Annotated in this window: 15 protein-coding genes; 6 read left to right on the top strand and 9 right to left on the bottom strand. The window is 36.6% G+C overall.

The genetic code is table 11. From position 1 onward, the window contains the following. Nucleotides 1-7 precede the first annotated feature (7 nt). The 6 genes from FW768_RS20010 to FW768_RS19985 all read right to left on the bottom strand — a co-directional run bounded on the left by FW768_RS20010 (nt 8) and on the right by FW768_RS19985 (nt 3,306). Entirely contained in the window at nt 8-550 is a 543-nt protein-coding gene (locus tag FW768_RS20010) for a DMP19 family protein (protein WP_153398420.1), read from the bottom strand. Nucleotides 551-786: 236 nt separating this feature from the next. Then, nucleotides 787-1,320, bottom strand: coding sequence for a DUF4303 domain-containing protein (locus FW768_RS20005; RefSeq protein WP_153398417.1), 534 nt, complete (start codon nt 1,318-1,320; stop codon nt 787-789). A gap of 112 nt (nt 1,321-1,432) precedes the next feature. Continuing rightward, nucleotides 1,433-1,609, bottom strand: coding sequence for a hypothetical protein (locus FW768_RS20000; RefSeq protein ID WP_153398416.1), 177 nt, complete (start codon nt 1,607-1,609; stop codon nt 1,433-1,435). 26 nt (nt 1,610-1,635) lie between these two features. Continuing rightward, nucleotides 1,636-2,589, bottom strand: coding sequence for a DUF3829 domain-containing protein (locus FW768_RS19995; RefSeq protein ID WP_153398414.1), 954 nt, complete (start codon nt 2,587-2,589; stop codon nt 1,636-1,638). Nucleotides 2,590-2,616: 27 nt separating this feature from the next. After that, nucleotides 2,617-3,072, bottom strand: a complete 456-nt coding sequence (locus FW768_RS19990) for a hypothetical protein (RefSeq protein WP_153398412.1) — start codon at nt 3,070-3,072, stop codon at nt 2,617-2,619. An 18-nt stretch (nt 3,073-3,090) separates the two neighbouring features. Next, on the bottom strand, nt 3,091-3,306 hold the full coding sequence (locus FW768_RS19985; RefSeq protein WP_231128737.1) for a hypothetical protein: 216 nt from the start codon (nt 3,304-3,306) through the stop codon (nt 3,091-3,093). A 51-nt stretch (nt 3,307-3,357) separates the two neighbouring features. Between FW768_RS19985 and FW768_RS19980 the strand changes: the two genes are divergently transcribed. The 5 genes from FW768_RS19980 to gwsS all read left to right on the top strand — a co-directional run bounded on the left by FW768_RS19980 (nt 3,358) and on the right by gwsS (nt 8,717). After that, nucleotides 3,358-5,013, top strand: coding sequence for a helix-turn-helix transcriptional regulator (locus FW768_RS19980; protein ID WP_185152014.1), 1,656 nt, complete (start codon nt 3,358-3,360; stop codon nt 5,011-5,013). A 391-nt stretch (nt 5,014-5,404) separates the two neighbouring features. Then, on the top strand, nt 5,405-5,611 hold the full coding sequence (locus tag FW768_RS19975; protein ID WP_153398408.1) for a TIGR04139 family peptide modification target: 207 nt from the start codon (nt 5,405-5,407) through the stop codon (nt 5,609-5,611). A gap of 75 nt (nt 5,612-5,686) precedes the next feature. After that, on the top strand, nt 5,687-6,571 hold the full coding sequence (locus FW768_RS19970; RefSeq protein WP_153398406.1) for a hypothetical protein: 885 nt from the start codon (nt 5,687-5,689) through the stop codon (nt 6,569-6,571). A 3-nt stretch (nt 6,572-6,574) separates the two neighbouring features. Continuing rightward, the gene (gene gwsG / locus FW768_RS19965) at nt 6,575-7,477 is read left to right on the top strand and encodes a grasp-with-spasm system ATP-grasp peptide maturase (RefSeq protein WP_153398404.1); all 903 of its coding nucleotides are present in this window, start codon (nt 6,575-6,577) and stop codon (nt 7,475-7,477) included. A 175-nt stretch (nt 7,478-7,652) separates the two neighbouring features. Then, a complete protein-coding gene (gene gwsS / locus FW768_RS19960) occupies nt 7,653-8,717 on the top strand; it encodes a grasp-with-spasm system SPASM domain peptide maturase (protein ID WP_153398402.1) in 1,065 nt (354 codons plus the stop codon). 7 nt (nt 8,718-8,724) lie between these two features. On the opposite strand, the gene FW768_RS19955 is transcribed toward gwsS, so the two are convergent. The 3 genes from FW768_RS19955 to FW768_RS19945 form a co-directional block, all read right to left on the bottom strand. Continuing rightward, nucleotides 8,725-9,102 carry a hypothetical protein gene (locus FW768_RS19955; protein WP_153398400.1) on the bottom strand — a complete coding sequence of 126 codons (378 nt, stop codon included), beginning with the start codon at nt 9,100-9,102 and terminating at the stop codon, nt 8,725-8,727. Nucleotides 9,103-9,173: 71 nt separating this feature from the next. After that, nucleotides 9,174-9,644 (bottom strand): Lrp/AsnC family transcriptional regulator, encoded by a 471-nt coding sequence (locus FW768_RS19950; RefSeq protein WP_029298841.1) that lies wholly within the window; start codon nt 9,642-9,644, stop codon nt 9,174-9,176. Between the two features lie 134 nt (nt 9,645-9,778). Then, nucleotides 9,779-14,569 carry a translocation/assembly module TamB domain-containing protein gene (locus tag FW768_RS19945; RefSeq protein ID WP_153398398.1) on the bottom strand — a complete coding sequence of 1,597 codons (4,791 nt, stop codon included), beginning with the start codon at nt 14,567-14,569 and terminating at the stop codon, nt 9,779-9,781. A 4-nt stretch (nt 14,570-14,573) separates the two neighbouring features. Between FW768_RS19945 and tsaD the strand changes: the two genes are divergently transcribed. Further along, nucleotides 14,574-15,590, top strand: coding sequence for a tRNA (adenosine(37)-N6)-threonylcarbamoyltransferase complex transferase subunit TsaD (tsaD, locus tag FW768_RS19940; RefSeq protein ID WP_153398396.1), 1,017 nt, complete (start codon nt 14,574-14,576; stop codon nt 15,588-15,590). Nucleotide 15,591: the final 1 nt, after the last annotated feature.

Genomic DNA, 15,591 nt, shown 5'->3' with positions numbered 1-15,591 from the left:
ATTTCTGTTAATTTTCTCTGTCTATTGCTCTTCCTATAAATTTTTCCAGTTCAACAAACATCTCTTCAATCGGAAGTACCTGCAGATCAGGATGATTTTTCAGCCATTGAGAATTTAAAATGATCAGATCTTCTTCCAGGTTATAAAACGAGCTGTTTTTCAGTTTATCTCTGGTTTTATTGGGTCCGAAATAGTCACTTTCCAGAAACTTCTGAAGCTCACCTTCTTCCAGGTCTTCCACTTTTGAGCATTGTTCGTTGAACAATTCCAGATGTTTTTCAGCCCCCATCTTTTCCAGGCCTTTTTTAATGACCTTATTCAGCTCCGGGGACCATCCGGTGTTCCAGACAAACTGAGAGAAGTTTCCGTTTCTGTACTGTGAAAGATAATAATCAACATAATAGCTTGTCACAGCATCTTCATGAATGTTTCCTATATCAATGCCCTCTTCTTCTAAAAGATTCACTACGGAAATATTGGAAGAAATAACATCATAGGATTCAGGACTGTTAAAAGAGGTCTCAGATACAATTATTTTGTTCAGTTTCATGGGTATATTTTTAAAATGTTTTCATGGGTATTAGTTTTTATTTTATGAATGCATAGAAGATGAAAGAAGGAGGCTGAAAGTTGCTTTTGGTTAAAGGGTTAAAGGCCTATGTAAAATCAAATTACCTTGAAAAAGATAAAACAAAGTGAGACTTATTATTGATGACTTTCATAACTTCTCTCTCCAATCTTCAAACCTGTCTAAATCAGAAATTCCAGTCCAGGACTGAGACTATTTTAATAAGTTCCCCAGGTATCCATCCAGCTCAGATATTCGTCTTTATAGGAATTGTCATTAAGCCTGGCAATTATTTTTTTGAGGTCTTCTTTTTCAAATTCATAATCTGAAACGGTAAAGATCAGAAAAATATCCTCTCCTGTAATCTTTTTGAAAAAATCTTCGTTTTTGAGCTTTTCCAATACTTCAATGCAGGTTTCATAAAGCTTATTCTGAAATTCAGCAAACCATTCGTCATCTTCATATTGATCCAACACATTACGGAGACGAGTGCAGATTCCATCAAATTCATCCTCCGCTCCTTCCATTTCATAAGCCCATTCAGCGGGTTCATATTTGTAGTAAAGAAAGTCATCTTCATCTGCTTCCTTTAAATTCCGTAAAGTATTGACTGCCGGGCAGACCGTCATGGCTCCTTCATCGCTATATAAAGCAAAACTGTAGATCTTTTCGGCACCATGTTTTTCATATACTTCCAGAAATGCTTTTTTCGCAGCATCTTCTATTTGTTGTTTCAGGTCTTCAAAATTCATATTTTTCTTTTTTAATGGTAGGCAAAAATACTTTTATCTTACAAAATCAGCTTAAATAATCCGGTAAAGGACCAGCCAGTTTCATGATTACAGCTACCTTATTTTACTCTGTTTACCTGTTCTTATTGTATATAATCCAACCCGGAATGATCATGACAGCAGCCAGAAGTATCGGTGGCAGCTCCCCATATCCGAACAACCAGGAAGTTTCTCTGGAAGGGCCTATTTTCACGATTACCGTGAGGCAAAATCCAATAATAATTAAAATAATACCTAATGTTTTTTTCATCATATTAAGTTTTACAATTTAGGGAATTAGCCTACGAAAGTGTTATAACGGTCAAGAACGTATCCAGCCTCTCTTTCCAGCTCATCAAGATCACTGTTGAGACTTTCGCTGTTCTCATTCAGGCTGCGCTGTGCAATCCGCATTTTACCAAGAAAATCATTCACCGAGTTATTAAAAGCAAGATAACTTCTTTCTTTCTGTTTTTCAGAATAAGGAATTTTCTCTTCTGTATTCCGGGTATACAATTTTTCCATTTGCTGATACTGCTGGGCAAACAGTTTTTTATAAGCATTGGCATCTGTAAAATTATAAGAATCATCAACAATCTTCTGGCTCAGCTCCATTATTTCTTTAGATTGGAGGATCTGATCTTTAAGGGGATGATTTTTAAGAACTTCTATTTCTGCTTTGTCTGCTCTTGGAGCAAGTTTGGTAAATAATTCATTCGCAGCATTACGGTTTTCTTTGATCAGCTGATCTGCTTTTTCACGCAGCTCGGAAATTTTCTTTCCTTGATCATCTTTCCAGTCTTCGGCATCTTTATAAGATTCCAGTTCCTTTTTCCGCAGTTTTAATTCGGAAAATGTACTGATCATTTTATCTACAAGGACCTGATAATCCTTTCCTAATACGTCCGGAACTTTCATTTCATTTTCGGCTCCCATCATGATGGTGGGTGTAAACAGGGGAGTCATCCCGGAATACTGCGGATTGGCAAGCGCATTTTTCACATAATCATCCATTTGTTTAAGGGCATCTTGAAAATTTTTGATAAATTCAGCATGAACGTCATCCATCTTCACGGCTTTATTATTAAAAGCAATAATATCCCTGTTTTCATCCCCGGAATTTACACTGAAAGGATTCATCTGTTTCGTCTTGTCCTGTGAAAGCTTATCTTTTATTTTACCTAATTTATCACAGGATACAGCAGAAAGGCTAAATATAAAAACTCCTGCAATGATTGCTGTTTTTTTCATAGTTCAATTATAATAGGGTGTGCTATCTTATGTTTTTATGAGGTCTTCCAACTCATTCACCACTTCCTGCATGGTCTTCTTACTGAAAGACTGTGAGATTACCGGGCGTTTGAAACCTGATACATTTTTAAAATTAACATACAGAAAACATCCTAAAGGAATAATTCCCATGCCGATGGTCTGTAGTTCAAATCCTTCAAATTCATCCAGATTATAGGTAAACTGTCTCCGTTTCAATCCAGTATTTACCACCGTAAGAAGCTTTGATTCGGGATCGAAATGAATTCTGGGCGGGATGAAAGCAATGATTGTGAGCAATAAAGAAAACAGAAGCAATACAATTCCTGTTTTAAGATAACTGCTGTACACCATCACCAGAATGGAAATCAATATCCACATCACTACAATAATATGCTGTAATGATATATACTGTTTCACAACATAACCTGATCCTTCTTTTTTCAGATGTTTAAATTCTTCCATAACAGCCTATCCAATGAATTAAAATTTATCTTCAACCATTTTCCCGATAAGAGGTAAAGGTTTCTGAACTTCATTGGCTGCATTAATAATCCCGATAACAGTTAATATTAATGGAATAAAGCCTAATATTCCCAAAAGACCGATGTGGGTAACCGCCATTAATATTCTAAGGATAATTCCCAGAACAAGCCAAAAAACAGCTAATCCCAGCCCCTGTTTAAGATGGTATCTCAAAAAACCGTCTGCTTTTTTCTTTCCCGTAATGAAAGCGACCAGCAATTAAAATTGGCTCAAACTGAGCATGATGATGCAGAAGAAGTAAAAGCTCTGTCACAGCAGGGAGTTATACAGCTCAATCAATCTGAATATCACAAAGTTCCGAAGATCATTGATGCTGCAAATGCTATTGCACAGAAAAGTAAAGACCCGGTCTCCGCTCTCTATGCAGCTTACCTCAATATCTATTATCATAATACTTTAGGAGATTCTGAAAATACAATAAAACTGATCCAGAAAACCCTTTCTGAAGTAGAAAAGCATCCTTCCGAAATTCTTTTAAATGCCAAACTGAATTATCTTCTTTACGGAATTTACGCTGAATGGAATGATGCAGAAAGCGCCACCCGATATGCCCGAAAAGCAATAGATCTGGCTCAGAAATCGGGCAATAAAAATATATTGAGCTCTGCGTATTCAGCCATGGCCGTATGCTATTCTTTCCGCTATGAAAAAACAGGAGATCTGAAAGATTTAAAAGCTGTTATTGAAATGTGTAAAAAAGCAGTTTCCCTTTATCATCAGTTTCCTGGGCATGTTTCAGACTACACCCACTCGCTGGCTTTGCTGAATCTTACCAATTATGAATTAAGCTATCCAACCATTACCCTGGAAATCCGGCTGGAAATTCAAAATAATACCAAAGAAATATTCAATCTTACCCAGCATACCACCTATAACCAGAACATCCGGGCGGGAGCATTTGGTGTATTGAGCGCCCTTGCTATGAAGGATCAGAACGATGAACTGGCTGAACAGTATCTTCTCCAGGCTGAACAATTACTCTTGACGCAAAAACCCATATACTACCACGTCATGATCAACATAGTAACCGATCTGGCCAAACTGTATGTGAAACAGCAGAACTATCAGAAAGCTTACGAATATCAGTCGAAATTAACAGAGTACAACAGTCTTCTGTATAATGAAAACCAGGTTGAAACTGCTAAAAGACTGGAAGCACAATACCAGTCCCGGAAAAAAGAATCTGAACTGAAAGCCCTGAACGAAAAAGCCAACAGTCTGAAAAAAGAAAAGTTCTTATATATAGGATTGGGAATCATAGGATTGATAGGGGCATTCTTTATGTTCCGTTCCTATCATTACAAACTGCGCTACTCCATAGAAAGAGAGAAAAAACTCAATACGGAGAAACATGAAGCCGAAATACAGGTAAAACTACAGGAAGAAGAAAAGGCCAGGTTAAAGGCAGAACAGGAACTGCTTACCTTTCAACAACAGAAACTTCAAAGTGAAGTTCTGGCCGGCCAGCTGCATATCCAGCACAAGAATGAGGTTCTTCAGCAGCTTCAAACCCAACTGTCTGATCGTAATATTAATATTCAGCAGGTTGTAAAAGAAGAAAACCGCGTAGACAATGATTTTGAAAAGACGACTTTCAGAATTCAGGAACTGCATCCCGATTTCTTTAAAAACATCAATGAAAAAGCCCTGCAAAAACTTACGGCATTAGATCTGAAATACTGCGCCTACATCTATCTAGGCATGGAAACCAAACAAATCGCCCATCTGCTGAACGTAGAACCCAAAAGTGTAAGAATGACCAAATACCGTCTTAAAAAGAAGTTCGGACTGGATGAAAATACAGCGCTGGATTCTTTCTTTCAAGGGGCATTTCCGCAAAATAATACAAGATTAACTTAATATGCATACACATTTTGCATATGTTTTTATTTCTAAGATTTTATTGCAGTATTGTACATTAAAAAACACATTCCGCACATTCTATAATTTTCTTAATATTTTACTTTAAAATATTTCCAGTTATCTTATCCCTTTCTCCGATTTTCAAATTAGGATAAACCTCTCACGGCTCTATAATTAAGGGTTTGTGCAAGTAAAAATTACAAACAAAATACATTAAAAATCACAAAATAGTGAGATACTTATTTTTAGTTTTGAAACTATCAACGTTGAAGCAATTGTTCATTTTATTTTACCTGCATGTGTACAGTGCCGGATACAATAGAAGAATAAGCACCCATGCCAGGGATTATATGGCAACACAAATTTTAATTAAAAAATTATCAACATTATGAAAAAACTACAAGGAATGAAGAGCAGCTTCTCTTCATTAGAAAACAAGAAACTTAGAAATTTACAGGCGATTAAAGGAGGAGTAGCAACAAATGACCGTACCTCATCACAAACAGAATGTGGCTCAAACTGTTCCGATACAGCCTATTATAAGGATGGTGTTAAAACAATGACTTTATATATTGACGGACCAAATCCTGAGTAACACGATTACAAGTAAGGTTGCCAGAATATCTTCTGGCAGCCTGTTTATTCATAACATCAGTAAAAAATCCTGAATATGAAGCAACATCAAAATATCAGATTTCTATCTTTAAATTCTTTAATGATCTGCTTATTATTTTACTGCTGTAAAAGCAAGGATTATATTGCTTATTACCACAAAGTAAACGAAATTGACAGTATTAACAGGGCGGCTAAACAGCCTGAAAAAGCTGCTGACTTATATCGTAAACTGTTCAGAAAATACCGTCCTCTCAATCAGGAGCGCATAGAAGAATATGAAACCTATATCAAAATTTCCGATAAGTATCATAAAAAATTTGGAGGAAAGAAAAGTCTTTACCGACTCATACCTTTGATTGCTCCCTATTGGAAATATAGACAACAAGACCCTGAACTGATTCAGCTGTATAAGAAGTATGGGATAGACAGCCTTAATATGGAACAGAAAGTTGCAAAATGGGAAAAAAACCTGAATAGACAGCTTATTGACTCTTTTGTTGTAGCATATGAACGTGATCAAGTGCGCCTAAATAATTCAGACCGTATTGAAAATGATAAAAAAAATGCTGAATTATTGAAATGGACCTTTGAAAATTACGGCTTTCCTTCCCAACAGAAAATTGGTTTGTATTACAAAGAAGTCTTCATACCTATGGGTACAATACTCCTTCACATGGCAGACGTTGAAGAATACCACCCCTATTTTAAAACCAAAATACTGGAATATGTGAAGTCTGGTGAGTGCCCTCCCCGGGATTATGCTGCTATGGTAGACAGATATAATATGCATCATGGTATTCCAGATACATATGCTGTATATATGGGGTATAAAGGAATAAAAGATTCGGTACAGGTGAAGCGGGACCGGAAAAAAATAGGCCTTCCGACACTTACTTACCGTGGCAAAATAATAAAAGATTTTCTTGAAAAAAATAAATAGCAAATGATCCTGATAATTTCTGATAATAGTGACAGAACCACCATAGAAGTGATTCGTTACCTCATTTCCATGAATAAGAAGTTTATTTTTATTCAAGAAGATGAAGTTTTTGAAATTAAAGTTGATAAAAAAAAGATTCTTTTGATAAGTCAGAATAACAGTTTTTTTATAGATGATATAAAAGCTGTCTGGTACAGAAGAGGAGGACTTAAATTTAAACGTTTACAATATAAGACTGAGCCTATTAATCTTCATATGAATGAAACTCAGTATTGGTTGGAAAATTATATAATGCAGACTTTAGAATCAAAAAAACATATCAACAAACAAAGAAACAGTCATGTAAATAAACTGTTGGTATTAGAATATGCCCAAAAAACAGGTTTTGATGTTCCTCCCTATTTTCTAGCAGAAAACATGGATAACGTTCTCTTAAATACAACTGTCACTAAGGCCATTACCGGGGGTGTAATATTAGATAACCTCTATAAAGGGATGGATGGTATCATGTATACAACCGTGATTGAAGAAATAGAAGAACATGATTTCTTTATCTCTTTTTTCCAGGAAAAAATAGATAAAGATTTTGAGATCAGAACATTTTATTTAAATGGAGAATGTTTTTCGATGGCCATTTTCTCACAAAATGATGAGCAGACTAAAACTGATTTCAGAAAATATAATCATAAGAAGCCTAACCGAAATATTCCTTATAAATTACCCCGACATCTTGAAGATAAAATTCATGAACTTATGCAGACTTTAGATCTAAACTGTGGCTCTATTGATTTTATTAAGAGTAAAGATCGATATTATTTTCTGGAAGTAAATCCTGTGGGACAATTCGCCAATGTAGCATATCATTGTAATTACCCATTATTTAAAAAAATTGCTGATTACCTATGAAAGAAAAATTTAAAGAACAGCATAAACTACCACTTGTATTTAAACATATAGACTTTTTTGAAAATAAAAATATTTTAAAAATAGACAGTAATACAACGTACGTATTGAAGTGCAAAAAATACCAGACTAATTTTTATGTCCGGGAAAGGCCTGTAAAACCACTAATTCGTTTACTATGAAATATTTCAATCTGTTTTCAAATATATTGGTTACAAAAGGCATTAGCAGAATACTTATTTCAGACCTTCAAAGAGCAATCTCTGAATTATACCCACTGGAACTTTATGACGTAATACAGGAATTGAAAATATATTCCATTGAAGACTTACTCTCTAATTATGATCAAGATTCACAAAAAATCATTGAAGAGTATTTGGATATTCTACTAAGGGAAGAATACGGATTTATTACAGAAAATTCATGGGACAACAATTTTCCATCTCTTTCTCATGAGTATTATGAACCTAGCTTATTAACGGAACTATTTATAGAATTACAGGATATTGCTTTGTTGAAAACAATATTTCCGTCTATAGAAAATCTTGGTATTAAACATTTAATAGTTTATAGTCAAAAAACATTGACAATAGAGGATCTAATAAAAATTGACGGTATATTCAGCGCTTCAGTTTTATGTGGTATAGAGATCTACTCTCCTTTTCATAAAGAAATCAATAAGTCTTTCATTCAGAATCTCAATACCCATACGGGAAGGATATATAATATTATTTTTCACAATTGCCCCAAAGTACCTTTTAAAGTCAAAGACGAATTTAGATTTACGGTACATTTTGTCAAAGAATATCTTAAAATATCATCTTGTGGAAAAGTTGATATGGAATACTTCAGTACCAATCTTCCTAAAGTACTGGAAGCTATCAATCACAACTCCTGTCTTCATAAAAAAATAGGGATTGATATTGATGGAAACATTAAAAACTGTCCTTTAATGCCGGAAGTGTATGGTAATATATACAATTCCAGTCTTGAAGAAGCTTTACGGCAACCTGGGTTCAAAAAATACTGGAATCTAACCAAAGATCACATTGAAGTCTGCAAAGATTGTGAATTCAGGTATGTCTGCACAGATTGCAGGGCTTATACGGAAAGAACTCATACCGATCAAGGTTTAGATAGCTCAAAGCCTCTAAAATGCGGATATGATCCTTATACCGGAAAATGGGAAGAATGGAGCAAAAACCCGCTGAAACAAAAAGCGATCAATTATTATAAGCCGTAGCTACAATTTACCTGAAAAACTTCCACTTCGGGATAATCGCCAGCATTCCAAATCCTGTAAAAAGGAAAAGATTGGTTACATCAGTATACAGGAATGTAGACAGATAATAATTATGCATAAAGAAATGCAGCACAAGCAATGCAGGGAACATGTAAATGCCGATTTTCCTGTAGAACAGCATCAGAATAAGGCCAATCATCATCAGGGCATCTATGGAAAAAATAACGTAGAAATACCACCTCGGAATCTGAAGATATTCATGCTGAAGATATTCATCCACATCAATTCCCAGTCCCATAATCGTAAACAGCATCAAGGCTGCAAACGCCAGAATAAATCCCCATCCTTTCTTCGGATCTTCGTCAAAATAGCTGTATTCTTCCATAGGTACAAAAATAAAGAACTTATGAGTAATTTCATAAGTTCTTTGGATATATTATTCGTTTAAAATTTGAATTAAACAGAAATAGCGTTGATCAATCTGTTTTTATCACTCAAGTACTCCTCCATAGAGATCATACTTTCCGTTCTCATTACATCCTGAATGTCATCTATCTGATAGATAATTCTCTTTGCGTCATCGGTGTTTTTTGCTCTTACTTTACAGAAAATATTGTATTTTCCAGAGATAACACTCGCTTCAATTACGTTAGGAATTGTTGACAATTCTTTCAGTACTTCCTGAGTACGGTTTGATTTTGTCAAAAGAATCCCGATGAAAGCTGTAAAGTGATAGTCCAGCTTACCATAATCGATGTTAAGAGATGATCCCAAAATAATACCTGCATCTTCCATTTTTTTCACTCTTACGTGAATTGTACCAGCGGAAACATCCATCTGTTTAGCAATTTCAGTAAAAGGCATTCTTGTGTTCTCTACTAAGAAATCAAGAATCTTCTTGTCTATTTCGTCCAGTTGATAGTTCATATTAGTTAAATTACAATTTTCTTAAAAAATCTATGTATTTTTTGCAAATTTATAAAAAATAATTTAACTAAAAAAATTATATCAAATATTAACAATAATTAACACAGATGATAAAAATCATTAAAATATTACGATTATTTACTACCTGATTTTGTAGAATCTGTTTTTATTTCCGATTTAGACTCTGCCGGTTTTTTATCTTTTTTCTTCTTTTTAAATAAAGAATTAAAGCTTTTGCTCCATACAACACCCCCGCCATACGCCTGATTTGCAGAACCATTAGTACTCACCATACCAATGTTGGTAGGCTTGGAATATCCTCTCAGGATAAGGCTTCCATCATTTTTCTTGGAAATATCGTATTCAATAGAGCCCTCACCGGACAGATAATTGTTCTGGGTACTTTCTGTTTTATTCAGTGGAATACCAAGCCCGGTTTTAATATTCACTCTCGGTGAAAGCGCTACGCTTACTCCGGCATTGGCCCTGTCTCCTGTATTAGAGTTCTGATCTCCTTTTACATAATTAAGGTCAATCTGGAATTCATTACTCATGGTATTCAGAACCGACCCCAGCTGCTTAAGAAGCATATTATACCCCGAAGACTCTGCAACACCTGCCACATCAAATCCTACTCCGCCGGTATTCGATACATTAAAGGTACTCAGGAGCAGTACAGAACCAAACTGAAGTACTTTTTCCCCCTCCTGGCTCATCTTGGCAGCCAACGTTTCTTTTACCTGGCTGGAAACATCCAAGGCTGTTACATCCAGATCTATTTTAGGGTTAATAAGGCTTTGGGTAATACTGGCCTGAAGCAGTACACTGATTGGCTGCAATCTTCCTATACTTAAATATTCTCCGGCATTGGAAACCATTCTTACATAATTGGCTTTAATATCCAACGCTGGTTTCATAGCGTCTCCGTCCCATCTGATGCTGCTGTTCTTTTCTATCTGGAAGGTTTTATTCAGAATCGCTTTAGAAACAAAAGTTCCGTTATCCACTTTATAGGTACCATTCATGGCAATATTTCCCTGTCTTCCCATCTGGAAACGAAGTCTATCCGCCGTCCCTTTTACAGAAATGTTTCCTACATCATCTCCTACAAGAACATTCACGGTGGTTCCTTTATCTACATCAAGACTGAAGTCAATATTCATATTAGCTCCGGTTCTTTTCTTTTCTTCCAGAGTAATTAATCCGTCTTTTCCTTCTTTCAGGAATCTCAGCATTTTAAATTCTTCAACATTAGAAGTTGAGCTGGAATTAAATGTGAAAGTACTCCCGTTCAGGGCCTTCATGTTAGGCGTAGAAATATTCAAGCCCGAAACAGGACCATCCACATACAAATCTCCCTGTCCGTAAACCCTTCCCCAGAATAAATCAAAATCCTTTTGTGTGGTATTCAGCATCAAGAGATTATCAGCTCTCATGATCAGGTTGACTCCCATTGAGGAAAGCGTTTCAAACTGGATAGCACCGGAAATTGTTCCTTTAGAATTGGATCTCCCGTCATGCACTTCAATATTGTTAAGAATTGCAAGTCCTCTTGAAAGACCGATTACCGTATCATCAAATGAATAATCTACCCCGGTAAATAAGAGTTTCAAACCAAAATCCTTCAGAGCAATATCTCCACTATAATCCAGATCACTGAACTTTCCACTGATTTTAAGATCTCCCGTTGCTTTCCCTCTCAGATTCCCGAAAATAGACTGTACAAACTGCTGGGTAAAGCCAAGATCAAAATCGCGCATTTCTGCGGTAAGATCAATAGTTGGTGATGCTGTATTGTTATTTACGGTACCCGTAAGGTTCAGATTATTATTTCCGATGATCCCTGCAGAATTAACCTTTACATCAATGTCATAAACGTTAAGTGAGAACCCGTTTGTGGCCGAAATGGTAAGATCTCCCATATCATTACCGTTCATCATAATATCATCCACAGTAAGGTCCACCAAAGGCTGCAGCGTGCTCTTATCCATTCTGATCTTTACACTTCCGTTGGCAAGTCCTTTAATATCCATAGGATTTCCGCCAGACTTCATTTCAAGAAGTTTTTCAATAGCAAAATCATGGATATCCGCATCTACGTAAAAGTCCTTTATCGATTTAAACTGTGCCTCTTTAATAAACAAGGCACTTTTATCTGAATATACCCTAAGATTCCGGATATCAAAATCTTCCGTCTTCCTTCTGTAAGTAATAGAGTGATCCAGCTCCGGACTTGTATCTATAGCCCATGTTACATCATTGAACTTCACTTCTGTAGGTTCAAATTTAAAAACATAATCTCCCGCAGCATTGGTAGACTGATCTACATTGATCGCATATGCTTTAAGATTATCATCCGTTTCATCTTCAGGACTTCCATGCTTGAATGTTGTTGCAAGATGTAAAGCGGTTCCGTTTTCATTTTTCCCTTTCAGTTCAAAATTCTTGATGACATTTTTATTATATTCCAGCCTTGCAATTCTTGCATAAACTTGTTCATCAAGATTCGCTGTATTGATCCTTACCATAACACTATCGATCATGGCACTGTCTCTGGAGATATTGGTCCGGTCGTTGATCTTATATTCTGGATTGGCAGCAGCCAATGCTTTATCAGCATCCGAAACCTCTTCTTTCTTCGTCATGATATATTTTAAAGAAGCGGCATCCAGATTTAGGGTCAGGTTGTTTGAATTTCCGTCGTACTCACCTTCTACAACAGCGCCCTGTGGCAGTTTCAGATCCGGAAGAAAATAATTAATTACTCCCTGCTGAACATCGAAATTCATGGTAAAGCTTTGTCCTCGGTACAGCTTTCTTGGCGGAGGTCCCACCAATATTTTTCCGATTCCGTTTTCTACCATTCCGGCAAGGTCTGCCAGGTTATATTTTCCGGAGATTTTCCCGCTTGCGGCTCCCGGTGCATCAATTTCTATAACCCTTCCTCCTGCTTCAATGAACGTTTTAGCCTTAGCTTTAGGGATTACATATTTTTGAGTAGCCGTTGCGAAATGAAGATCGCTGGCATCAACATCCAGAGTAAGATCATTCATGGAAGACATGGCCATTTTGCCATCTACCTTTCCACTGACAATCTGGTTTCCGGGTTTGTTGGTGAAATAATTCATGTTGAGATAGCTGACATCTGCATTCACATTCATCGCCACCTTTGAAGTACTGAAATCAATAAGCCCTTTAATTGTTGCTTTGGCCTGTTCATCATTTACCGTGATCAGTCCGTTGTATTTTTTATGGTCTAAAAGTCCGTCAAGATACAGATTATTAATTTCCTTATCCATAATCTCAATACTGGAGATCTGGGATTTTGTAGTCAGACGCATGGTATTGACATCAAAACTCTGCCCGTTAATGTCAAATTTACCGGAAATAAGACCTACTGTTTTATTTTTTGTAATTACCGAAGTATTCAGATCCTTTACCTCAGCATATCCGGAATATTTAGGCATTGCCGTACTGTAGTCCGTAAGAGAAAACTTTGAAATCTTTGCCTGCCCGATTCCCGTTATCAGGTTTCCTGATGATACATACACCTGCTGTGGATTTACTTTTGCAGCACCGTTGTATTTCAGTTTACCGAAATCATCGGCAAAATTTTTCATTTTTTTGGCAATGAATGAAGGCATCATTGCTTTAAGATCTTTGTAGGTAAAGTCTGCGGAAAGATCGTTGGTTTCAATAGAGAAATTTCCTTTCAGCAGCCTGTCTACTTTCATGGTACTGGTCGCAATATTCACATCAGGGTTTCTGATCAGGAAGTTTTCAAGATGGAACTTATTTAATGGTCCCGTCATTTTCCCTGCCAGGTTAAAGGGTTTGAAATTATCCCAGTTGGTTACAAAATAGCTGATATCATATCCGCTAAGCTGGCTTCCCTGGTGGATATCCATATCCCAGCGCACACGGTCTGCAAAACCCGCCCATGAACCGTTATTAAGATTAAATTTAATATTTCCCTGCAGTAGTGAGTGATTTGTATTTAAGGTCAGATCTTTTAATGAAAGGAATTGATGTGTTAAAGAAAGTTCGGTTGAAAACGTATCTACAAAATGAGATTTTCCCCATCTTGATGTAACGAAGGACATATTATTGATCAATGCTGAAACATTAGGTCCGTTCACCTTTACGTTGGGCGCTTTAAGATTAAATTTTGTTGCAGTAAGCCATTTTCCGGGATCTCCGGGAGAGTTTTGATTAATGATTGATACTTTTGAATCGATGATCTGCACGCGGGAATTCAACTGAAAGGGAGGTTTCTTCGGATCTCTTTTTTTCCCGCTGTCAAACAATTCTGTAAACCTGATAAAATTCGAAATACTGTCTCCTTTATAGGTAATTACTTTAACATCTGCGTTCACAAGTGTGAGAGAGTTAAAGCTTAAAGAATTGCTGTTTCCCGAGATGGCATTATAAGCAAGAGACATCCAGTCTGAATTAGCACGGAACTCTTTTGCTGTGATAAATTCCAGTCCTTTGTAGTCTTTAACCTTCAGTCCTTTTATCGTTACATTTCCAAAATAATTAACGTCTACACTTTCTGTAGACATATCGGCTTTAAAGTCTTTGTTAACAATCTGAAGAGCCTGATCCGCTGCCCACTGCTTGGTTGCAGGGAGATTAATTACAATAAGAACACCACCTACAAGAATAACGCCCAGCCAAAAAAGGATGAGAAGAAGTTTCGCCCACCAGGAATAACTGGTGACGTCTTTCATTGCCTGTTTTCCAAACTCTTCAGCAGTTTCTACCGGATGGTGAATAGCATCCGATGCCAGTTCAGACGCCTCTTTAACTGTTTCTTTCACAGCACCTTCTACATTATCAACAGTCTTTTGTACCTGATCACTTATGTTTTCAGCTACTGATTTTTTATTCTCATTCTCGTTATTATTCTCTAACTTTGCCATTATTATGAGCGACTCTATAATTTTAGGTATTGAATCGTCCTGCGACGACACCTCAGCAGCTATCATCAAGGGAAACTGCATTTTGTCGAACATTGCTGCGAATCAGGCCATCCATAAAGAATACGGTGGTGTGGTTCCCGAACTGGCATCGCGAGCACATCAGCAAAATATAATCCCCGTTGTTGAAAAATCTATTACTAAAGCAAATATACAACAAAATGCCATTTCTGCTATAGGATTTACACGCGGCCCCGGACTTTTGGGATCTCTTCTTGTAGGCACCTCCTTTGCCAAGTCTCTGGCAATGAGTTTAAACGTACCATTAATAGAAGTAAATCACCTTCAGGCCCATATTTTAGCCCATTTTATTGAGGATGCAAATCCTATGCCGCCTAAATTCCCCTTTCTGTGTCTTACGGTAAGCGGCGGACATACCATGATTGTACTGGTTAAAGATTATTTCAATATGGAAATTATCGGGAAAACAATCGATGATGCTGCGGGAGAAGCCTTTGACAAAATCGGAAAAATTTTCGATCTTGATTACCCTGCCGGACCTATTATTGACAGGCTCGCCAAAGAGGGAAATCCTGATGCCTTTACGTTTAACAAGCCTAAAATGCAGCAGTACGATTATTCGTTCAGTGGTATCAAAACTTCAGTTCTTTATTTCATTCAGAAAGAAGTTAGAAAAAACCCGGATTTTATCAAAGAAAATCTCAATGATCTGTGTGCATCCGTACAAAAAACCATCATAGAAATCCTTATGAACAAGCTTGAAAAAGCGGCCAGCGATTTAAACATCAAAGAAGTTGCCATTGCCGGCGGTGTATCTGCTAATTCTGCTTTAAGAAAAGCGATGGAAGACAACAAAGAAAAACTGGGCTGGAATATTTACATTCCAAAATTCGAATATACTACAGACAATGCAGCCATGATTGCTATGGTAGCTCAGCTGAAATTTGAAAGAGGAGAATTTACGGATCTCAGAACAACGGCTACAGCGAAATATGATTTATAAA

Origin of the sequence: Chryseobacterium vaccae, from assembly GCF_009602705.1 — a bacterium.
GTDB lineage: Bacteria > Bacteroidota > Bacteroidia > Flavobacteriales > Weeksellaceae > Chryseobacterium > Chryseobacterium vaccae.
The sequence above is the reverse complement of the archived record's forward strand: the minus strand, read 5'-3'. Positions and strand labels throughout refer to the sequence as shown.